This window comes from Rufibacter soli (assembly GCF_054781795.1).
In genome coordinates this window covers 432,010-452,210 of sequence record NZ_BAAGTS010000002.1, presented here as the reverse complement: position 1 = coordinate 452,210, position 20,201 = coordinate 432,010, and the positions used below count along the sequence as shown (strand labels likewise).

General features: G+C 52.6%; 16 protein-coding genes. 10 read left to right on the top strand and 6 right to left on the bottom strand.

Features of this window, described 5'->3' with window-relative positions; translation table 11 throughout:
- Positions 1-49: 49 nt before the first annotated feature.
- Positions 50-1,387 (bottom strand): M16 family metallopeptidase, encoded by a 1,338-nt coding sequence (locus ACYVJQ_RS03910; protein ID WP_460891751.1) that lies wholly within the window; start codon positions 1,385-1,387, stop codon positions 50-52.
- Between the two features lie 397 nt (positions 1,388-1,784).
- Here ACYVJQ_RS03910 and ACYVJQ_RS03905 point away from each other — a divergent pair, with 397 nt between their 5' ends.
- Both ACYVJQ_RS03905 and ACYVJQ_RS03900 read left to right on the top strand, forming a co-directional pair.
- Positions 1,785-2,189 (top strand): DUF983 domain-containing protein, encoded by a 405-nt coding sequence (locus tag ACYVJQ_RS03905; RefSeq protein WP_460891750.1) that lies wholly within the window; start codon positions 1,785-1,787, stop codon positions 2,187-2,189.
- A gap of 65 nt (positions 2,190-2,254) precedes the next feature.
- On the top strand, positions 2,255-3,127 hold the full coding sequence (locus ACYVJQ_RS03900) for a helix-turn-helix domain-containing protein (RefSeq protein WP_460891749.1): 873 nt from the start codon (positions 2,255-2,257) through the stop codon (positions 3,125-3,127).
- Between the two features lie 165 nt (positions 3,128-3,292).
- Here the strand turns inward: ACYVJQ_RS03900 and polX are convergent, their stop codons facing one another.
- Positions 3,293-5,002: a DNA polymerase/3'-5' exonuclease PolX gene (polX, locus tag ACYVJQ_RS03895; RefSeq protein ID WP_460891748.1), complete on the bottom strand. Its 1,710-nt coding sequence runs from the start codon at positions 5,000-5,002 to the stop codon at positions 3,293-3,295.
- Between the two features lie 560 nt (positions 5,003-5,562).
- Here polX and ACYVJQ_RS03890 point away from each other — a divergent pair.
- The 5 genes from ACYVJQ_RS03890 (at position 5,563) to ACYVJQ_RS03870 (ending at position 9,741) form a co-directional block, all read left to right on the top strand.
- A complete protein-coding gene (locus ACYVJQ_RS03890) occupies positions 5,563-5,958 on the top strand; it encodes a hypothetical protein (RefSeq protein WP_460891747.1) in 396 nt (131 codons plus the stop codon).
- Between the two features lie 69 nt (positions 5,959-6,027).
- On the top strand, positions 6,028-6,432 hold the full coding sequence (locus ACYVJQ_RS03885) for an EVE domain-containing protein (protein ID WP_460891746.1): 405 nt from the start codon (positions 6,028-6,030) through the stop codon (positions 6,430-6,432).
- Positions 6,433-6,487: 55 nt separating this feature from the next.
- Positions 6,488-8,092, top strand: a complete 1,605-nt coding sequence (locus tag ACYVJQ_RS03880; protein ID WP_460891745.1) for a hypothetical protein — start codon at positions 6,488-6,490, stop codon at positions 8,090-8,092.
- Positions 8,093-8,258: 166 nt separating this feature from the next.
- Positions 8,259-8,831, top strand: coding sequence for a bifunctional pyr operon transcriptional regulator/uracil phosphoribosyltransferase PyrR (gene pyrR / locus ACYVJQ_RS03875; RefSeq protein ID WP_460891744.1), 573 nt, complete (start codon positions 8,259-8,261; stop codon positions 8,829-8,831).
- A complete protein-coding gene (locus ACYVJQ_RS03870) occupies positions 8,818-9,741 on the top strand; it encodes an aspartate carbamoyltransferase catalytic subunit (RefSeq protein ID WP_460891743.1) in 924 nt (307 codons plus the stop codon). The genes pyrR and ACYVJQ_RS03870 overlap by 14 nt, the downstream gene beginning before the upstream one ends.
- A gap of 326 nt (positions 9,742-10,067) precedes the next feature.
- On the opposite strand, the gene ACYVJQ_RS03865 is transcribed toward ACYVJQ_RS03870, so the two are convergent.
- Both ACYVJQ_RS03865 and ACYVJQ_RS03860 read right to left on the bottom strand, forming a co-directional pair.
- On the bottom strand, positions 10,068-11,615 hold the full coding sequence (locus ACYVJQ_RS03865) for a TolC family protein (protein ID WP_460891742.1): 1,548 nt from the start codon (positions 11,613-11,615) through the stop codon (positions 10,068-10,070).
- Between the two features lie 106 nt (positions 11,616-11,721).
- A complete protein-coding gene (locus tag ACYVJQ_RS03860) occupies positions 11,722-13,011 on the bottom strand; it encodes an aminopeptidase P N-terminal domain-containing protein (protein ID WP_460891741.1) in 1,290 nt (429 codons plus the stop codon).
- Positions 13,012-13,199: 188 nt separating this feature from the next.
- Here ACYVJQ_RS03860 and ACYVJQ_RS03855 point away from each other — a divergent pair, with 188 nt between their 5' ends.
- Both ACYVJQ_RS03855 and ACYVJQ_RS03850 read left to right on the top strand, forming a co-directional pair.
- Positions 13,200-14,720, top strand: a complete 1,521-nt coding sequence (locus ACYVJQ_RS03855) for a S8 family serine peptidase (RefSeq protein WP_460891740.1) — start codon at positions 13,200-13,202, stop codon at positions 14,718-14,720.
- A 219-nt stretch (positions 14,721-14,939) separates the two neighbouring features.
- Positions 14,940-16,067, top strand: coding sequence for a glycosyltransferase family 4 protein (locus tag ACYVJQ_RS03850; RefSeq protein WP_460891739.1), 1,128 nt, complete (start codon positions 14,940-14,942; stop codon positions 16,065-16,067).
- Between the two features lie 103 nt (positions 16,068-16,170).
- Here the strand turns inward: ACYVJQ_RS03850 and ACYVJQ_RS03845 are convergent, their stop codons facing one another.
- Positions 16,171-17,412, bottom strand: a complete 1,242-nt coding sequence (locus ACYVJQ_RS03845) for a DUF2254 domain-containing protein (RefSeq protein WP_460891738.1) — start codon at positions 17,410-17,412, stop codon at positions 16,171-16,173.
- Between the two features lie 231 nt (positions 17,413-17,643).
- On the opposite strand from ACYVJQ_RS03845, the gene ACYVJQ_RS03840 reads away from it, so the two are divergent.
- On the top strand, positions 17,644-18,885 hold the full coding sequence (locus ACYVJQ_RS03840; RefSeq protein WP_460891737.1) for a M16 family metallopeptidase: 1,242 nt from the start codon (positions 17,644-17,646) through the stop codon (positions 18,883-18,885).
- Between the two features lie 83 nt (positions 18,886-18,968).
- Here ACYVJQ_RS03840 and ACYVJQ_RS03835 read toward each other — a convergent pair whose 3' ends face one another.
- Positions 18,969-20,192 carry a pyridoxal phosphate-dependent aminotransferase gene (locus ACYVJQ_RS03835; RefSeq protein WP_460891736.1) on the bottom strand — a complete coding sequence of 408 codons (1,224 nt, stop codon included), beginning with the start codon at positions 20,190-20,192 and terminating at the stop codon, positions 18,969-18,971.
- Positions 20,193-20,201 lie beyond the last annotated feature (9 nt).

Sequence of the window (20,201 nt, the reverse complement as noted above, 5' to 3'; positions counted from 1 at the left end):
CCTGCCGGGTAGCAAACGCTGATACAGGCAGGAGTCAATGCTTTAAAAATTATTTAGCCGCTTTTGCGGAAGCCGGTAAGTAGTACAGAACCACCCGTGCGTTGGGCTGCAGGTATTTCTTGGCGGCGGCCTGAATGTCCTGGCGGGTAATGCTTCTGATCTTGTCCAGTTCCTGGTTAATGTTGTTGGTGTTCTTGTTGTGGAAAGTGTAGCCACTGGCCAGGTTCTCGGCCACGCCCAACATGGTAGAGTTGGCGGTCACGTAGTTGTTCTCAAACTGGTTCTGGATTTTCTTGTAATCCTCCTCAGAGATAAGGGTATTCTGCAGCTTGGCAACTTCCTCGTCTATGTCTTTCAATAAAGTAGGCAGCGGGGTGTTATTATTGGGCAGGGCGAAGGTGATGTAAGCGCCGTAGTCTTCCAGGGTAAGGTTAATGGCCCCTACCTGCAAGGCGTTTTTCTTCTCGTCTACCATTTTCTTGTACAGCTTGGAGCTGGCCCCGCCAGATAAAATAGACGAGATCATCTGCATGGCCTTGGCGTCTTTCTCGGGCATGCCCGGTACCCGGTACGCCGACATGATGGCTGGAATCTGGATATTGGCGTCATAGGCGGTGTCTACGATCATTTTGGTGATAGGAGCCTCCACCACTTTCTTGTAAACGACAGGTTCGCCCTTGGGTACGGCGCTGAAATAGGCGCTTACCAGTTCTTTGGTCTTGGCAATGTCAATATCGCCGGCAATGGAAAGCACCGCGTTGTTAGGCACGTAGTATTTCTTGAAGAAGGCCTGAAACTCTTCCAGCTTGGCGGCATCCAGGTCGGCCATAGACCCGATGGGCTGCCAGCGGTACGGGTGTTTGGTGAACAGGCGCTTGAAGATCTCATTGCTGAACTGGCCGTACGGCTGGTTGTCAATGCGCATGCGTTTTTCTTCCTTCACTACCTCGTTCTGGGTTTTCACGCCAATCTCATTGATGACCGGGTGCAGCATGCGCTCGCTTTCCAGCCAAAGGCCCAGCTGCAGCTGGTTGCTGGGGAACACCTCATAGTAAAAGGTGCGGTCATGGGAGGTATTGGCGTTGTTCTGCCCGCCGTTGCTGGACACCAGTTTCATGAACTGCCCCCGTTTGATATTCTCTGAGCCTTCAAACAACAGGTGCTCAAAAAAGTGGGCGAAGCCTGAGCGGCCTTCCTGCTCGTTTTTAGACCCCACGTGGTACATGACAGACACCGCTACCACCGGGGCAGATTTGTCCTGGTGCAGGATCACGTGCAGGCCATTGGGTAAATCATACTCCGTGAATTCTACTTTCTGTGCCTGCACAGCCGTAGAAGAGAGCAAGGCTGTTGCTGCCGCAACTAAAAAATGCTTCTTTGAAAACATACTGGATTTAAATTGAAAATATCTAAAAGGTAACTTAGGTAGTGCGTGTGTTTTAAGCGATGGCAGGAGTAACCCAGCCAGCGGGTATGAATCTGGGGTTTGAAAAGAGCATTATCTTCTTCCCTTGCTCTGAAGTCCATTTTTTTGGGGCCTCTTTTAAGACAATACCTCACAAGCGTTAGTAGCCAACTCCCTGCTTTTATTACAGGTGACAATGGCCCTAAGCATAGTTTTTTTGGAGGAGCCAGTTTCATGGCTCCGTTTTGGGCCTGTTTTTAGAAAAACGGGCCCAAAACGGAGCCGGTCTCCAAAACAAAATCACCGCAACATCCGCCTTTTGTCCTATCCATAAGTAAGGAAAGCACGTACCTTTGCAATAGATTAATGTTGGAAAGCCATGTTTGGGAAAGGTTCTAAACTATATAGTATTGCCAAATTGAAGTGCCCCAGGTGCCAGGAAGGTGATTTGTTTGAAAATAACAGTCTCTTGAGCTGGAGCAGATTCTCACAGATGAAAGACCATTGCCCGGTGTGCCAGCAGGTGTATGAGCCTGAACCTGGGTACTATTACGGGGCTATGTTTGTCAGCTACGCGCTCACCACTGGCCCTACGCTGGCTATTGTAGCCCTCATGATGCTTTTCTCTGATGAGATTACCGTTTGGATGTTCACGGGTGCGTTAGTACTGGCGCTGCTGCTGTTTCTGCCGGCCATCTTTAAACTCTCCCGCGCCATCTGGATCAATATTTTTATTAGCTATAGCCCCACCGCAGCTAAGTCTCCTCAGGCGCGCGGACATTAGCCTGCGGTAACTGGGCTATTTTTCCTAATTTGGGCAGAAACCAGCGCGGCGCACACCGCCCGGCTATGCCTGAAAAGTTACCTGTTTACCGAATCTTAGACTTCACAGCCGCTCGGGCGCTCAGCCACGGCTTTCATGTGGTGGATCTGCAGACGCACCTGCAGAAACACGCATTTGTGCAGGCGCCGCATAAGCATGATTCTTATCTGCTGCTCCATATCCAGAGTGGAAGCGGTAGCCACACCATTGATTTCACTACCTATGAGGTAAAACACAACTGCGTATTTTTCCTTACGCCTGGCCAAGTGCATGCCTGGCAACTCACAGATGATACCCAGGGCACGCTGCTTTTCTTTACCCCAGAGTTTTACCAGTCGGGCATGTCCCCGGAAGACCTTAGGAGTTATCCCTTTTTCAGGGCCTGGCAGTACCCTCCGGTGCTCTATACTACTGCCCCGGCGTTAGTGCCCGTGCAAGGATTGATTACAGCCATTCTGCAGGAATATGCCACCGCGCAACCTTTACAGTCAAACGCCCTACGCGCCTATCTGCACTTGTTGCTCATTCAACTAACCCGCCTGTACCCTGTAGCCCCGGCTTTGCCAGGCAGCAGTTCGTGGCCCTTCCAGCTATATCTGCTTGAGACGCTGGTAGAAGAGCACTACCGGCAGCACCGGCCTGTTAGCTTTTACGCCAATGAACTGCATCTCTCTGCCAAGCACCTCAACGACCTTTGCCGGCAGAACTTAGGCAAATCCACCACCCATTTACTGCAAGAACGGCTGGTACTAGAGGCGAAACGCCTACTCATTCATTCGCCACACCTTAATATTGCACAGATTGCCCAGATCCTTGGGTTTGAAGACAATTCGTACTTCAGCCGGTTCTTTAAAAAAGAGGTAGGGCTTACCCCTGAACAATTCAGGCGGCAAGGGTAAAACTGCGCTGGATCTGTGTTAGATAGACAGGGTTTGCACCACCGGTTAGCTTCTGTAAGTCTGCAAAAAGCTGATTCTCAATACCATGACCTAACGCCGCTCCTTTACCAGAACTTGGCAGAAAAGTAGCGCCGCAAATGGGTACCGCCCCTCCTATCGTACTAGTTAAATTCCCTTCGCCTTCTTCCGCTCCGCGAAATACGCGGCTACCTCGTTTCTGCTTTTGGCATTGAAAGTCATCTCAGAAGTTAAGCCGCCTTTACGGCCTACCAGTACACCGTAGCGCATGTCTTCATAACCGCGCATGCTGTGGGCATCTGGGTTCACGCTGAGCATTACGTTCTGGCTAAGGGCGTATTCCACCCAACGCCAGTCCAGGTCCAGCCGACGGGGATTGGAGTTGATTTCTATAATCACGCCGTTGGTGGCGCAGGCATCAATCACGGTCTTATGGTCAATGGGATATCCTTCGCGGCGCAGCAGTAACCGGCCGGTGGGGTGGCCTAAGATGGTGGTGTACGGGTTATGGATAGCGGTCACCAAACGGTCAGTGGCTTTGACCAGGTCCATTTTCAGGTTGCTGTGAATAGAGGCGACAATGAAATCAAAGCTGGCCAGTATCTCAGGGTCATAATCCAAAGAACCATCTGCCAGAATATCAGACTCAATGCCTTTAAAAATCTTGAACGGTCCCAGCTGCTGGTTAAGCTGTTCAATCTCTTTTTGTTGCGCCTGCACTCTGAACTCCTGCAACCCGTTGGCATAAAACGCCGATTTGGAGTGGTCGCAGATGCCCAGGTACTCATAGCCCAGTTGCTTACAGTGCACCGCCATCTGTTCCAGAGTGTGAGCCCCGTCTGAGTAGGTGCTGTGGTTGTGCAGAATGCCTTTGAGGTCCTGGTCTTGCAGCAAAGTGGGCAGCTTGTTTTCCTGGGCCAGTTCCAGCACACGAACGCTTTCCCGAAGCTCCGGGGCAATGAACGGCAGATTCACCCGGGCAAAGATCTCCTCCTCAGAGGCGGCCGGTTCCCCGTAGGCTTCAGCCATGAGGGTATCGCCGGCGGCGTTCAGGAGCTGCGTGAGCCACTGCGGGGCCGCCGAGTACAGCAGCACCTGGTTGGCGAAGCGGCGCTCCGGCACCAGCCTAACTTCCAGCTTAAGCCCGGTTTCTGTTAATTGACCGCGCCACACAAATGGCCCCGAGAAGGCAGCCACCGGCGTTACTCCCGGAAGTTCCTCTAGGAAAAGCGGCCAGTGGCTGTCGTCTTTCAGGCTGATGAGGTATTGCAGGGTGTCGATGACCTCCAGGTTGCGGCGCAGATCGCCCACCATTTCGGCAGCTACCGTTTCGGGCCTGTTTTTCAGAAACTGAAGCAAATCCAGCGCCAGAGGCTCGGCCTCGGCCCAGAGCAGTTTGCCTTTGCTGGCGTCTGAGTACTGCAGTGCCTGCAGAATAGTTTCCTGCGTTTTCGCCCCGAAGCCTTTCAACTTGGACAACTCGTTTTTCTCACAGGCCTCGCGCAAGCCTTCTGACGTTTCCACGCCCAGGTCTTTCCAGATGGTGCGTATTTTCTTGGGCCCGATGCCCTTGATGTTGAGCATCTGCACCACGCCTTCGGGGGTGGTTTCCAGTAGTCGGCTCAGATCGGCGTAGCCACCCGTCTGGATGGCTTCCATGATTTTGGCGGCCATGCCTTTGCCAATACCGTCCAGCTTCTCCAGCTGGGCCTGGCTCATCTGGTGAATAGGCGACTCCAGGCGCTCCAACACCGCAATAGCGTTAGTATAGGATCTTATTTTAAACGGGTTCTCGTCATGCAGCTCCATCAAGGAAGCCGTAAGCCGGAACATACGAATGAGGTCTTTGTTCTCCACGGGGCGTTAGGGATTGTGGTTTGAACAAAGATAAGAACATCCTTTTGAGTTGTGCCGCTTCTCTATTTTCTAATCTGCTTGCGGCTTAGGCTGATGAAGTTGGAGACGTCCCCCTCATCCTACCCTTCTCCCTCAGGGAGAAGGAACCGCGCTTTTGCGTTTTAGGCACGTTTTTCAGAAAACGCTCTCAAAACGCCCTATTTCCTCAAAATCCCCAATAACAATAAATAACATCAGACTCCCCCCTTGAGGGGGGCGAAGGGGGGTGTTTACACCAGTAGGTCTTTCCTGGTTCAAGTTTCCAACTTGGACCTACTATTCGGGAAGTTTCCAACTTCCCTGAGGCCTTGGCCTCACCCCACGCATTTCGTCCCCCTTTGAAGGGGGTAGGGGGATGACGATCTTCTGCAGGTCAACTCAGGAATCACCATCACTTAACCGTTTCCAGCCCGTTTTTCCAAAAACACCTCCAAAACGACAACCCTCTGAAGTCAGGACTCTTTTTTGTATATTGGGCCTGGATAGCCTTTGAGTGAATGCAGAGGTACGTCTTACAGAGCATGAAACATTATTTCTGGCTGGGCCTGGTGGTCCTTCTTCTGGTGGCGGCAAAGTGTGGGTCTACGGCCAACCTTCCCGCCGCGGTATATGGCAAGACGTGGTTACATTCCTATGAGGAAGACTCTGCCGAAGTGCGTTCTTACCGGCCCAACACCTTTGATTTTCCGCCGTCAAGGGGCCGCACCGGTTTTTCATTATTGGAGAACGGCACGTTTGTACGCTACGGCATTGCCCCCACAGATGGCCTGGAAGAACAGCCTGGCCGCTGGAAAGCCCATGGCAAAAACGAGATCCAGGTGCAGTATGACAACCCTTCCAATGCACCAGAGACCCTGGAGATTATCTCCGTTACAGAAGATAAAATCACGCTTCGTGTAAAAAAAGACCTGCTTTAACCCTTTACCTTTTTACCCAAACCTCTTACAGCCCAGACCAGCTGGACCTGCGCTGCTTTTCACCCGTATATGAAGTATTGGCTAGTAAAAACTGAACCTGAGAAATACGCCTGGACGGACTTGACCCGCGATGGCAAAACCACCTGGGACGGCGTCCGTAATTATCAGGCCCGAAACAACTTACAGCAAATGCAGGCCAGTGACCTGGTTTTGTATTACCACAGCGTTTCAGAGAAGGCCATCATGGGTATTGCCCGGGTAAGCCAGGAGGCCTACCCAGACCCTTCCGCCGATGACCCGCGTTGGGTAGCGGTCACCCTGGAACCCGAGCAGCCTTTTGCCCGGCCCGTGACCCTGGACCAAATCAAGAAAGATGACCGTTTACAGAATATCGCGTTGCTGCGCCAGTCTCGCTTATCTGTTATGCCCCTAACGCCAGAAGAATTTGATATTCTGATGGCCCTGGGCCAGTAATCGGGTACTATTGGGGCAGCAGCGGGCGTTTCATTGAACCTCCTAAAAGAGCCTTATGTCTGTCCTGTTCAAAAGAGAAATCCGAAAGTTGCTTCTGCTCCTGCTTTGCTGGGGAGTGGCCTCTGCTGCCTATGCCCAACAGAGGAAAAAAGACAAAGACAAGGAGAAGCCGGCACCCCCTGCCCAAACGTACCGGGCCGAGATAGAGAGCGACTCCTTTGACGAAGAGCACTGGGTACAACCCTTGCCAGATAGCACCCTGCTGTTGATCACCACCAAACGGAACAGCTGGTTTGGCAAGAATGACTTTGTTTTAACCCGGTATGACCGGCAGTTGAAACAGGTTTGGCAGGCCAAGCAGGAGCACAAACCCTACCATGACCTGTTCCTGGTGACGGCCGAGCGCAACAAAGCCTACCTGCTCTTTACCACCTCCTCCAACAAAAAGCTGCTGCTCTACCAGGTAAACACCAAAACCGGTGCCATTACGTCCAGTGAGCACGTGCTGCCCTCCACCTATATCAATATCAATGAGATAAAGGCCCTAAACGGTCAGGTGTTTATTAGCGGCGTAGAGAAATTCAGCCTGAACATGCTACAACTGGACCCTGCGCAGGAGGACATCAAAATACTGCCCGCCGTCTTTGGCATGGAGGAAGACCTTGGCGAGTTTAGGGTAGACACCCTCACCAACGCCGTTGAGTTTGTGGTGGCGGAGTCTAACGGCATTAGATCTCGAGTGCAGGCCAAGCGCATGAACACCAAGGGAGAGGTCATGGGTACCTATTTCATTCAGCCCGAACCGCAGAAACGCGTAGACAACGTGCTGCAGGCGGCCCGCCTTACCCCCGGTGACACCCTAAGTAAACTCCTGGTGGGCACCTTTGGCTACCGTACCTCTGTTTTTGCGAAAGGTTTGTATACCAGTGGCCTTACCGGCGATATCAACTACCATGATTTCAGCAAACTAAACCATTTCTTTGATTACCTGGGGCCACGGGCCCAGCGCCGCATGAAAGCGAAACTAGCCCGCCAGGAAGCCAAGGAAAAACCGCTGGTGCTAAGGTATAGAATGCTGTTGCACCCTGTCATGCCCCACCCACAAGGCTATGCCCTGGTGGGCGAGATCTACTACCCGCAGTACCGCGGCGATAATAACGCCTATTTGAACTACGGCCGACAGTTGCCCTATGGCATAGCCCCTGAGTCCAGGAGAGACCTGGACCGCGCCCAGGGGTACCGGTTTAGCCATGTGATTGCCGCCGTTTTTGACAAAGAGGGAAAACTGCTTTGGGATAATTCTTACCAGCTCCAGAACAAGACCTACCCCACCCTGGGCCCCACCGTAGAGGCCGGCGTAGCCCCAGATGGCTCCATTGCCCTCCTTTACCCCGAAGATGAATTCCTCTGGTATAAGACGCTAAGCCCCAACACCACCTACTCAGACAAGGAGAAAGTAGAAGTACGGGTCCGCGAAGAAGCCGAGAAAATGGTCTCCAGTAACCATGAGGGCATTAGCCACTGGTACGGCGGCAATTTCGTAGCCTTCGGGTTTCAGCGCATCAAGCCTGCCAACGGAGACGGCCGTACAGTGTTTTATTTGCAAAACATTTCCTTTGAGCCACCCGCAGCCGGGGGTGAGGCAGCGGCTGTAAAATAGAAAGTATTCCTTAGGCTCTGGGGCGGGTCTCCACCCAGAGGTGGGAAACCACCCCTGTTCAATTAACCAAATTCCACCTGACCGGTAGCGCCCTGCCTGCGCAGATAAATCATTTTTTAGTGCCGCGGCAAATGGTAAGTCTTTATATTTGCCCAAAACCCGGGTCATGCATAAACGCCTCATTGTTCCGCACGCGCTGTTCCAGATCATGATCAGGCGGCTGGCGCACCAGTTGATAGAAACGCACCATGATTTCTCTGATTCTGTGATCCTGGGGTTGCAGCCCCGCGGCATTTACGTGGCCGACCGGCTCAAGCAAACCCTCCAGGACATTCTGGGCGTGACTGTGCAGACCGGCTACCTGGACATCACCTTCCACCGTGATGATTTCCGGCGCCGCGCCACACCCCTGGCCCCCAACGCCACCCACGTAGACTTTTCCCTGGAAGGCAAGCGCGTGATTCTGGTAGATGATGTGCTGTATACCGGCCGCTCCGTAAGGGCCGCCCTTGATGCCATGATCTCCTACGGCCGCCCCGCGCAGGTAGAGCTGCTGGTGCTCATTGACCGCCAGTATACCCGCGACCTTCCCATTGAGGCCAATTATATTGGGCAGCAGGTAGACTCCCAGCACTCCCAGCGGGTAGAAGTCACCTGGCAAGGCCCAGAATCCGGTGAAGACGCCATTTGGCTTTTAGATATTACCCCAGACCAAGAACAACCTCATGCAACAGCTTAGCGTCCGGCACCTGTTGGGCATCAAAGAGATTACCCCCCAGGACATTCAGTTGATTTTTGAGACCGCTGATCAGTTCAAAGAGGTGCTGAACCGTCCCATTAAGAAAGTACCCTCGCTGCGCGATGTCACCATTGCCAACGTCTTCTTCGAGAACTCCACCCGCACCCGGCTTTCCTTTGAGCTGGCAGAAAAACGCCTCTCGGCGGATGTGATCAACTTCTCGGCCTCGGGCAGCTCTGTAAAGAAAGGCGAGACGCTCCTGGATACGGTCAACAACATCCTGGCCATGAAGGTAGACATGATTGTGATGCGCCACAGCAGCCCCGGCGCCCCGCATTTCCTTTCCCGCAAGATCAACGCCAACATCGTCAACGCCGGCGACGGCACCCACGAGCACCCCACCCAAGCTTTACTGGACTCCTTTTCCATCCGGCAGAAACTAGGCGAAGTAGCCGGCAAGAAAATAGCCATCATTGGTGATATCACCCACTCCCGCGTAGCCCTTTCCAATATTTTCGCGCTACAGATGCAAGGTGCAGAAGTAGCCGTCTGCGGGCCTCCTACCCTACTGCCCAAGTTCATTGGCGAGCTAGGAGTAAAGGTTTTCTGGAATGTGCGCGAGGCCCTGCAATGGTGTGATGTGGCCAACGTGTTGCGCATCCAGTTGGAGCGCCAGCAAGGCAAGCTGTTCCCGTCTTTGCGCGAATATGCCTTGTACTTTGGCATCAACAAAAAGATGCTGGATGAACTGAACAAGGAAATAGTGCTCATGCACCCAGGCCCCATTAACCGCGGCGTAGAGCTTACCTCAGATGCGGCAGACTCGCACCATTCCATTATTCTGGACCAAGTAGAAAATGGAGTAGCCATTAGAATGGCGGTCTTATATCTGTTGGCCAGTAAAGGGTAAGTCTTGTTTTAAAGTATTGTTTAAGGACCTTCCTATAAAACAGAAATCCCTGCAAGGAATCTTGCGGGGATTTCTGTTTTAAGCCTGTTTTTCTAAAAACAGGCCTAAAACGCATTTCTTTTAAAGGATATTGGAATGATATAGACTGCCAGCCAAGCGTTCCAGAGGTAGGGGCAATCCCTTGTGGTTGCCCTAATGCGGATGCAAACGTAATAGGGCAACCACAAGGGATTGCCCCTACTAAAAATGCGTCTTTACTTTCAACTTAAACACTTCCGCATCCTTCCAAGAAAAGCCTCACCTCCTGTCATCAACAACAACCTTACTTAAAACGGCAGCGGCAGCACCAGCGGCTGGTTCATCTCAAAGTCATAGAGCGTTTGCAGGCGCACGTTGAAATAGGCGTCCCAGAAATTGCGGAGGTTACTCACGTAGCTTCGGCGGGCCGAATCCCGCTCCGTGGCAGCCTGGTTCAGCTCCAGAATCCCTATCTTACCCGTGAGGTAACGGTCTCTGGCCCCCAGGAAACGGCGTTCAGCCAAGCCGTTGGCTTGCTGGGCAATTTTCATCTGCTCGCGAAGCATCTTAAAGCGCTTGATCTGCAGGTACACGTCCTGTTCAAAGTTGGCGCGTTGCTGCTCCAGGTTGGCTTTCACCAGTTTCTGGTTGGCACGGGCAGTCCCCAGCTTAGACTTGGTGCGGCCCCAGTCCATGATGGGCACACTCACGGTCATCACTACCCGTTGCTGCTCAGAGGGGTCCTGGTACACTTCGCCTATGGCATTAGACTGTTGTACAAGACCGTATTGCAGGTACAGATTAGCATTGACGCCGGCGTCACCTTCGGCTTGGTCCATGTTTCGGTCTGCCTCTAATTCCTCCCGTTTAAGGCCTACCACTCTGGACCGGTTTTCCTTGGCTTGTTGCAGTGCAAATTCCTCGTTCACGTCAAATTGCGGAATAGCGTCTGGTGTAGAAAGCCTGATGGGGTAATCATCTGTAATGCCCAAATACGACCTCAGGCGCAGGGTACTGGTCTCAATATCCAGTTTGGCCTGTTCCAGGCTTTGCCGCGACGTCAATAAACTCAGTTCCAGTTGCAACAACTCGTTTACACTGATTTTGGCCTGGTAAAACCGGTTCTGTGCAATCTTGAAAAGCGTGTCATTGGTGGCTACGTTTTTAGAGGCAATATCAAACCCTATCTGGCTCTGCAGCTGGGAAAAATACAGGTCGGTGGCCCGAATGGCGATGCGCTCCATCTCCTCCCAGAAACTACGCTTGGCCTCTTCATAGCGCAGGGGCTCAATGCGGCGGTCCCACTTAAGGTAGTTAGACCGGAAGATGGGCTGGCTCAAGGTAATCACCGCCGGGGCCGAAGAATACGAGTGACGGCTTACGTTGCTGGGGCGCATAAAGTCGTCAATCCTTTTCAGGTTGGAGTTCACGGAGACCACGCCGCCGGTCAGGCCAATGTTCTGGCTCAGGGCCAGTTCAGTGTAAGTAGTGGCCACGTGCTGGCGCCGGAACTCAATGTTACCGGAAGGCTGCACAATGGGGTTAATACTTTTGGTATAGTCTGGCAGGGTGGCGTTCAGCTTGAGCTGGGGCAGGTAATTGCTTTTGTAGGTCTGGTACTGCCAGGTACGGTTCTCCAGTTGGGTCAATGCCTGCTGGTAGCTGGGCGATTGTTCCTTGGCCATTTTAATGACTTCCACCAGGCTCAGGCGGCGGGTGTTTGGGTCTTCCTGGCCCTCTGCTAACGGAAGTGCTTTCGTTTGCCCGGCCGCAGAAAAGGCCACCCAAAAGAAACTCCAGACCCAGAAAAAGGCAACGGTGCGTCTGGTTTTGGCTACTTGTTGTTTGGTACTCACGTTCACTCTTAAAAACTTTAAGGGTAGGGGCCCTTGGTAAAAGCACATACTGTTTTGGGGCTGTTTTTTAGAAAACAGCCCCAAAACAGGTTAACTAAACTTTTGCTTAACTGCGCATCTCGCGCTCAATGTCTTCCAGCGCCAATGGTATGTTCCCCATCAGGTCTACTGCCCCGTTGTGGGTTACCAGGAAGTCGTTCTCCAGGCGTATGCCCAGGCCTTCTTCCCTGATGTAGATACCAGGCTCGCAGGTAAAGACCATGCCTTCCTCAAACGGACGGTATTTATCACCTACGTCATGCACGTCTAAGCCCAGGAAGTGCGAGGTGCCGTGCGGGAAGTATTTCTTGTAAAGCGGGGCGTCTGGGTTCTGGTGGTGCACGTCACTCTCGTTCAGCAGCCCCAGTTTGATAAGCTCATTTTCCATCACCTTACCTACAAACTTGTGGTATTGGTCCAGGGTGTTGCCAGGCACCAGCATCTTTTTGGCCGTGTCCATGACGTGCAGCACAGAGTTGTACACATCGGCCTGGCGCGGGGTGAATTTGCCGTTCACCGGTATGGAGCGGGTAAGGTCTGCGGCGTAGTTGGCATACTCGGCGCCAAAGTCCATCAAGAGCACGTCACCGTCTTTACACTCCCTGAAGTTGTCCACGTAATGCAGGATGCAGGCGTTGGCACCAGAGGCGATGATAGACCCATAGGCTGGTCCGCGGGAGCGGTTGCGCAGGAACTCATGGCTTATCTCGGCTTCAATCTCATACTCCATCACCCCAGGCTTCACAAACTTGAGCAGCCTCCGGAACGCTTTCTCGGTGATGTTGCAGGCGGTGCGCATAAGCTCAATCTCCCGCGGGTGCTTGATAGAGCGCAAGTAATGCAGGTGTTGGGTGCTGCGGCAGTAGTTGTGCAGCGGATATTTGGCTTGTATTTTCTTTATGAAGCGGGCGTCACGGGTTTCCACCTCTACCACAGCGCGCAGATGCTCGTTGGAATTGAGGTACACGTTCTCCACGTAGGGCATGAGCGAGTTTAAGATGCTGTCAAACTCATGGGTCCAGAAGATGGTCTCAATACCAGACACTTCGCGGGCCTGCTCCTTGGTGAGTTTGTAGCCTTCCCAGGTAAGGATATGGTCATTGGTTTCCCGCACAAACAGGATTTCCTTCAGGCGCTCCTCGCGGGCATCGGGGAAAAGGATGAGCACGCTTTCCTCTTGGTCTATACCACTAAGCCAGAGCAGATCGTTGTTCTGCCGGAAGGGCATGGTACCGTCTGCGTTGGTGGGCATCACGTCATTGGAGTGGAAAATGGCCAGCGACTGGGGCTTGAGGTAAGGAACAAACTTCTGGCGGTTGTGGATGTAGAGGTCTTTCCCGATAGACTCGTATTTCATGGCAGTAGCGTTTGTGTGCCACCCGGCGGGCAGCAGGCGTTTTGAGCCTGTTTTTCAGAAAACGAGCGAAAAACAGGTACCTTTTGAAAGCTTAAATGTATGATATTAAATGGTAATTTGCAGGGTAAAAGGCTTCATTTAATCTTTCCCACGTGGGTACTGGTACTAAATTAATTTTTCTGTGTGTCTTGGCTTTCTCCGGGTTTTTCTCTCCGGCGGCCCTGGCGCAACAACGGTACTGGGTCCTTTTCAAAGACAAACCAGCGGCTGCGGCCGGGCAATGGGTAAGTGAAGCCACGGCCGCCCAGCGCCGTCTGCAGCACCTTCCGCCTACCCAGGAAACAGATGCGCCGGTGCACCAACCCTACCTGGACAGTTTGGCCCGGCGCGGCTTCACGGTCTCTTCTGTTTCCAAGTGGCTCAATGCTGCTGTAGTCACCGCCCAACCCGGTCAGGCATCTACCTTGCAGCAGGCTGCTTACGTGCAAGAGATTCAACCTATCACCGGTTACTTTCAAGCTGCCGCCACGGCTCCCTTACAGCCCAACTACATAGCCAAAGCCCTGTCTCAGTTAAAGTCTGAAGCAATTTTTGTGCAAAGCCTTACTGGCCGAGGCGTGAAGATTGGGGTGATTGACGCCGGGTTCTATGAGGCGCCCCAAAAGCCGGGCCTGGCCCCTTTGTTTGAGAGCGGGCGCATAAAACTTTACAGAGACTTTGTCAACCCCGCCCGCCAAGACCTGTACGGCGAAAAGGAGAGCAGTTTAGATGACCATGGCACCGAGGTGCTGCTCTGCTTGGGCGGGAACGATCCCCATGAAAAAGTAATCAGTGGGCTGGCCCCCGAGGCCGACTATTACCTGGCCCGCACCGACCACGGCAGCCGCGAGTCCCGGGTGGAGGAAGAGTATTTTGTACGGGCCCTGGAATGGATGGACAGTCTGGGCGTGCGCCTGGTAAATTCCTCCCTAGGCTACGGAACCGGCTTTGATAACCCCGCCGAGAATTACCGGCCAGACCAGATGAATGGGGGCAGCTTTATTGCTCGGGCCGTGCAGATGGCCGTGGAACAGAAAGGTATGCTCTTGGTGATTGCGGCTGGCAATGACGGCGGCAACAAAAAATGGCAAATCCTGAACACCCCCGCTGATGCCCCCGGCGTTATCACCGTTGGCGCCACCGATTACTTTACCTGGGCTAAACAAGGCTACAGCGGTATCGGACCCGGTTTTCTGCCGTACCTCAAACCAGACGTGGCCTGTTTTGCCAGTTCGGGCACCTCTTTTTCAGCGCCCATTATCACGGGCCTCATTGCCTGCCTGTTGGAAGAGAACCCACGCCTGACCCCTGCCCAACTCACCCATATCCTGCACCGCAGCAGCCACCTTTACCCCTTCGGGAATAACTACGTGGGCTACGGGGTACCCAATGCCGGCAAGGCCCTGGAGCTGGCACACAACCTCTCCGCCTTCCCCACCGCCGTGCCCCTGGAAGTGCACGGCTCCCGGTTTATCTATAAGCCCAAATCAAGGACCAACATTGCAGATAACGGCGGCATTGTGCTATTCCGGAAAGAATCTCCTACCCTGGTCATGGCCCAGCAGAAGCTTTCTTCCCGCGTGAAAAGGATAGTAGTAAAGCGCTTGCCCGGCGAGGCCTACACTACGGTGCAGGTGGGCACCACGGTCATGGAATTGGTGTGGCGGTAGGCTTTTCTTAAGCAACTGAAACTTATCTTAGAAAGGCAGTCTTCAATCCTGGAATTATTTCCCAGAGCGAACAATCAAAAAGTAGACTGCTCTAGCATTAGCTGATAAAAACTCATTAGCCCGGGTAAAGGTCATCAAGGCAGACTACCTCCTGAAGGCGACACGCTTCTCCTAAAAGTGGCAGAAAAAGAGAATTAAGCCTACCTTGCAGTCTGTTATATGAAGATAGGATTTGACGCCAAGCGCGCCTTTACTAATACCTCTGGCCTGGGCAATTACAGCCGCTTTGTCATCTCAGGCATGATGACGCACTTCCCCCAGGAAGAGTATGCCTTGTTCACGCCCCGCAAGAACGCGTTGTTCCAGGATTTTTTTCCGCCGGTGGCCAAGACGCAGGTAGTGCAGCCAGATGGGTTGGGCAAGCGCTTCTCCTCTCTGTGGCGCACCTTCGGGCTGCGGGCTGCCCTGCCCAAACACGGCGTGCAGGTCTACCACGGCCTCAGCAATGAACTTCCCTACGGCCTGGACCGCAACCGTACCAAACTGGTAGTGACTATCCATGACCTGATCTTTTTGCGGTTCCCGGAGCTCTACCCTACCATTGACCGCTACATTTACCGCAAGAAGTTCAAAGACGCTTGTGATATGGCGCATCAGATTGTGGCCATTAGTGAGCAGACTGCGCAGGATTTGGAAGAGTTCTTTGGCGTGGGCCGCAATAAGGTACAGGTGGTGTACCAGGACTGTGATCCCGTTTTTCAATTGATTCCCGAAAAACAGGCCCAGAAAGCCATTCGGGAAAAGTATGCCTTGCCCCAAGAGTTTATCCTGTGCGTAGGCACGCTGGAACGCCGCAAGAACCAACTGCACCTGCTAAAAGGCTGGCATGCCGCCGGGGCTCCCGCGCCGCTGGTGTTCATTGGCCGCAAGACCGAGTATTACAAAGAGATGCAGGCCTTTATTGCCCAGCATCGCCTACAGGAGAAGGTGCTGTTTCTGCCTTACATCCCGTTTCAGGAGCTGCCTGTCATTTACCAGTTGGCTACGCTGTTTGTGTATCCGTCTATCTTTGAAGGCTTCGGGATACCTATTGTAGAGGCCCTGAACAGCGGCGTACCCGTGATTACCTCTACCGGTTCCTGCTTCTCTGAAGCCGGCGGCCCCGCTACTCGTTATGTGTCACCTACGGATGTAGATGTTCTAGCCCAGGCAATCCAGGAAATTCTCTCCACCACAGACCTACAGAAGCAAATGGTGCAGCAGGGACTGGAACATGCCCAGATCTTCCGGCCTGAGGTAACCATTCCGCAGTTGCATGGGGTGTATGAGCAGGTATTGAAGGGATAATTTAAGGGACAAACATAAGTGGTGCTGCCTATACCAACCTCATATCTTATGCTTGCCGCACAGTATAACCTTCGCGTTAACTGCTTTTCTGGCTTTTCTTTTTCTAGGTACTGGTTTCCTTTTGCGCCCTCACCCGCAGTAACAGCGCACTCAAAACCTCTTTGTTTTCTTCTGAGCCTAACTCCAGCTGCTGCAGTTGGCTTAAGGTTTTATCTATAGCCTCTCTTAGTAGTCTATCTTCTTTGCCATAGTCCCAGATAGGGAGCAGGGTAGCCTGGATAAGCTCCTGAAAGGTTGTCTCCCTGGTGACAATACGTAGCACCTGCTCCTTGTCATAAAAAAACTGATGGGCAAAATGGATAAGGTAAAAGGATAGCAGGTCGCCCAGCACATGCAAACTCAGGATAGCCGTCCCAGGGTCATTAATGCCGGGGCTTAGGGCTTTAATGGCCACTTCCGCCAACTGTTTAAACCCATAAAAAGGGTTTTTCTCAATGGGTTCGCCTCGGTAAAAATCTACCAGCAACTGAATTTGCTTGTATTCCTCCTGGGTAATTGGCTGCGGGGAAAGGACTTTCCCAAAGGGTCTGCCCTGCAAGATAAACGAGCCAACTGGGTACAGAAACACAAAGGTCCAGTTCTTTTGGGTACAGTAGGCAAGCAGTTGTTTTTGGTCAAACCCCTGAAAGTATCCAGAGGCCTGCATTTTCACATCATGAGCCTGTTCTAAGGGCGGCAGATCCTCACCAGGGGCTTGAGGCAGCGGAAACTGCTGTTCTAATATTTGTCGAGTCTGCCTGTGGATGCGCTCTATGATGACCTCATATTTCACAGATTGGGTCACGTAATGCAGGAAATAGATAAACAGGAAAATATCTACCACGGTGAGCAGAATGAGCAGATACACGCTCAGGGCAGGCACGTAGATGCCCGTATCAAGGTCACGGATAGTGCTTAACAGAAACAGGGCATACACAATGGTTCCTATGTAAAACCCCAGTACCCATTGCTGAAACCGGTTTCCTATCATACTATCCAGCACCCGGTTACTCATGTTGGAGGCCGCCTGGTTTAGCAGAATCATGACCATTGAAAAGCTGAAAACCGTCAAAGACAGAATGCCGGCGGCAATGGTGGCGGCAATGGTACGGGCCGTGCTGGCGTCTTTCAGGGTCAGGAAATCCCACTGGCTCTTTATGGATTTCCCGTAGGGGGAAAAATCAATGGTGAGCATGAGGTAAGATACCAAAAGAAACGCGAGCGAGATAAGCGCAGGATAAAGGGCAATACTGTTGATCACCAAATTGTAATACTTGCGCACATACTGCAGTACCCTCTTTCTCATAACCAACTATACGCAGACTTCAGGAAGGGTTAGCAAGGGGCAGAAGAATACCCTTTCTGTTTTAAGCCTGTTTTTGTAAAAACAGGCTTAAAACAAAAGCCCCCTTTCTTCGGCGCCAATTCCTAATTCGTAATTCTTAATTGATTCCTCCGTACCTTTGCAGGCTGCTTGCCGCGGTTTAAAAACAAACCATAGGCAAGTGGGTTTATCCCTTGATAAAACAGATTGACTTTGACGAAATTACCTGATTACCATATCCATACCTTAGCCAACGGCATCAGGGTGCTGCACAAGCAGGTGCCCCACACCAAGATCGCGCATTGCGGTTTCATGATGGACATTGGCTCCCGTGACGAATTACCGCATGAACAGGGCCTGGCCCACTTCTGGGAACACATGGCCTTCAAAGGCACCCAAAAGCGGAAGTCGTTCCATATCTTAAACCGGTTGGAAAGCGTGGGCGGCGAGCTCAATGCCTATACCACCAAAGAGAAGATCAGCTTCTACGCCTCGGTCCTGGAAAACCACTTTGAGAAGGCCTTTGAACTGCTCACCGACATTACCTTTCACTCCACCTTCCCTACCAAGGAGATTGAGAAAGAGCGCGGCGTGATTCTGGAGGAGATGGCCATGTACCTGGACACTCCTGAGGACGCCATCATTGACGAGTTTGACAGCGTGGTCTTCAAAAACCACCCGCTGGGCTATAACATTCTGGGCACCCGCGAGAGCGTGAGTGGCTTCACCCGCGAAGACTTCCAGGCCTTCATTGCCCGCAATCTCAGCACCGATAAACTGGTCTTCTGTTCGGTGAGCAACTGGCCTCTGGAGCGGGTGGTAAAGCTAGCTGAGAAGTACCTGGGCCAGATACCAGAGAAGATCCAGCCCCGGCAGCGACTTACCTTTGACAATTATACTCCCCAGACGCTGGAGGTGGAAAAGGCCATTCAGCAGGCCCACTGTGTGATTGGTTGCCCCGCCTATCCGCTCTCAGACCCACGACGGCTTACCTTCTTCATGCTGGTGAATATCTTGGGCGGGCCCGGTATGAACTCCCGCCTGAACCTGGCCGTGCGGGAAAAGCATGGCCTGGTGTACACTATTGACGCCAACTATTCTACCTATATAGACACTGGGTTGTTCGGGATTTACTTTGGCACCGAGAAAAAGCAACTCAAACGCACCATTGGGCTGGTCTTGAAAGAGATGAAACTGCTCCGAGAGAAACCCATGGGCTCAGTGCAGCTGCACACAGCCAAAGAGCAATTGATGGGGCAACTGGCCATGGCTGAGGAAAGCAACATGGGCTTTATGATGATGATGGGTAAAAGCATTCTGGACCTGAACACCGTAGAAGGCCTCAATGACATCTTTAGCCAAATCAGGGCCGTGACTGCCAACAACCTCTCAGAAATGGCTCATGACACGCTGCGCGAAGAAAACCTTAGCTTTCTGCAGTATGTGCCGGCGTAAGGGCTGAAAACGTGCCTTAGGATTAATTTTAAAGGTGGTGTTTTGGGCCTGTTTTTGAAAAAACAGGCCCAAAACACCACCTTTTACTCGTCTAGCAGACTTTGATTATAATCGGTTAGAAAGTGCCGGAGTTTGCCAAGCGTGGTGCTTAGTTCTTCCACCGTAGGCAGGTACACTACCCGGAAGTGGTCGGGCTGTTTCCAGTTAAAGCCCGAGCCCTGCACCAGCAGCACGTGTTGGTCAATGAGCAAGTCCAGCACCAGTTTCTCGTCTGAGACAATGTTGAATTTACGGGTATCAATTTTGGGGAACATGTAGAACGCCCCCGTAGGCTTCACGCAGGTGATACCGGGTATGGCCGTCAGTTTCTCATAACATACTTCGCGCTGCTTGTGCAACCTTCCGCTGGGCAAGACCAAGTCATTGATGCTCTGGTAGCCGCCCAGGGCGGTTTGGATAGCGAACTGCGCCGGCGCGTTGCTGCACAGGCGCATACTTGCCAAAGCGTTCAAGCCTTCAATGTAAGATTTGGCCACGTGTTTTTTGCCGCTGATAATCACCCACCCTGCTCTGAACCCGGCGGCGCGGTAATTCTTGGACAAGCCCCCAAACGTAAGAAACAACACCTCATTGGAGAAAGCGGCCGTGGAATGGTGCACTGTGCCGTCATAGAGAATCTTGTCATAGATCTCGTCTGAGAACACGATTAATTGGTACTTTTCGGCTAACCGCACCAAGTCTTCCAGCACCTCTGCGGGGTACACGGCGCCGGTGGGGTTATTGGGGTTAATGAGCACCAGGCCTTTGGTGCGCGGAGTGATCTTACTTTCTATATCCGCTAGGTCTGGGTACCAGCCTGAGGCTTCGTCACAGACGTAGTGCACTGGCTTGCCCCCAGACAGCGTCACGGCGGCGGTCCAGAGCGGGTAATCCGGCGATGGGATCAGGATCTCGTCGTCTGGGTTGAGCAGCGCCTGCATGGCCATAAGGATAAGCTCGCTCACGCCATTGCCAATGATTATATCGTCTACGGTGACGTCTTTTATGTATTTGCTTTGCGCGTAGTGCATGACGGCCTTGCGGGCGGCAAATATTCCTTTGGAGTCTGTGTAGCCCTGGGCGTTGCGCAGGTTCACAATCATGTCATGCACAATCTCATCTGGGGTATCAAACCCGAAGGGCGCCGGGTTGCCAATGTTAAGGCGGGTAATGCGGTAGCCTTGCTTTTCTAGGTCCATGGCCTTCTCAAAGATGGGCCCCCTGATCTCGTAGAAAACATTCTCTAAGCGGGTACTCTTCTGTATCATGCTGCTGTA

Excerpts from the sequence above, each read along its gene's own strand:
- ACYVJQ_RS03910 (WP_460891751.1), bottom strand. The coding sequence starts at position 1,387 with ATGTTTTCAAAGAAGCATTTTTTAGTTGCGGCAGCAACAGCCTTGCTC.
- ACYVJQ_RS03905 (WP_460891750.1), top strand. The coding sequence starts at position 1,785 with ATGTTTGGGAAAGGTTCTAAACTATATAGTATTGCCAAATTGAAGTGC.
- ACYVJQ_RS03900 (WP_460891749.1), top strand. The coding sequence starts at position 2,255 with ATGCCTGAAAAGTTACCTGTTTACCGAATCTTAGACTTCACAGCCGCT.
- ACYVJQ_RS03890 (WP_460891747.1), top strand. The coding sequence starts at position 5,563 with ATGAAACATTATTTCTGGCTGGGCCTGGTGGTCCTTCTTCTGGTGGCG.
- ACYVJQ_RS03885 (WP_460891746.1), top strand. The coding sequence starts at position 6,028 with ATGAAGTATTGGCTAGTAAAAACTGAACCTGAGAAATACGCCTGGACG.
- ACYVJQ_RS03880 (WP_460891745.1), top strand. The coding sequence starts at position 6,488 with ATGTCTGTCCTGTTCAAAAGAGAAATCCGAAAGTTGCTTCTGCTCCTG.
- pyrR (WP_460891744.1), top strand. The coding sequence starts at position 8,259 with ATGCATAAACGCCTCATTGTTCCGCACGCGCTGTTCCAGATCATGATC.
- ACYVJQ_RS03870 (WP_460891743.1), top strand. The coding sequence starts at position 8,818 with ATGCAACAGCTTAGCGTCCGGCACCTGTTGGGCATCAAAGAGATTACC.
- ACYVJQ_RS03860 (WP_460891741.1), bottom strand. The coding sequence starts at position 13,011 with ATGAAATACGAGTCTATCGGGAAAGACCTCTACATCCACAACCGCCAG.
- ACYVJQ_RS03850 (WP_460891739.1), top strand. The coding sequence starts at position 14,940 with ATGAAGATAGGATTTGACGCCAAGCGCGCCTTTACTAATACCTCTGGC.
- ACYVJQ_RS03845 (WP_460891738.1), bottom strand. The coding sequence starts at position 17,412 with ATGAGAAAGAGGGTACTGCAGTATGTGCGCAAGTATTACAATTTGGTG.
- ACYVJQ_RS03835 (WP_460891736.1), bottom strand. The coding sequence starts at position 20,192 with ATGATACAGAAGAGTACCCGCTTAGAGAATGTTTTCTACGAGATCAGG.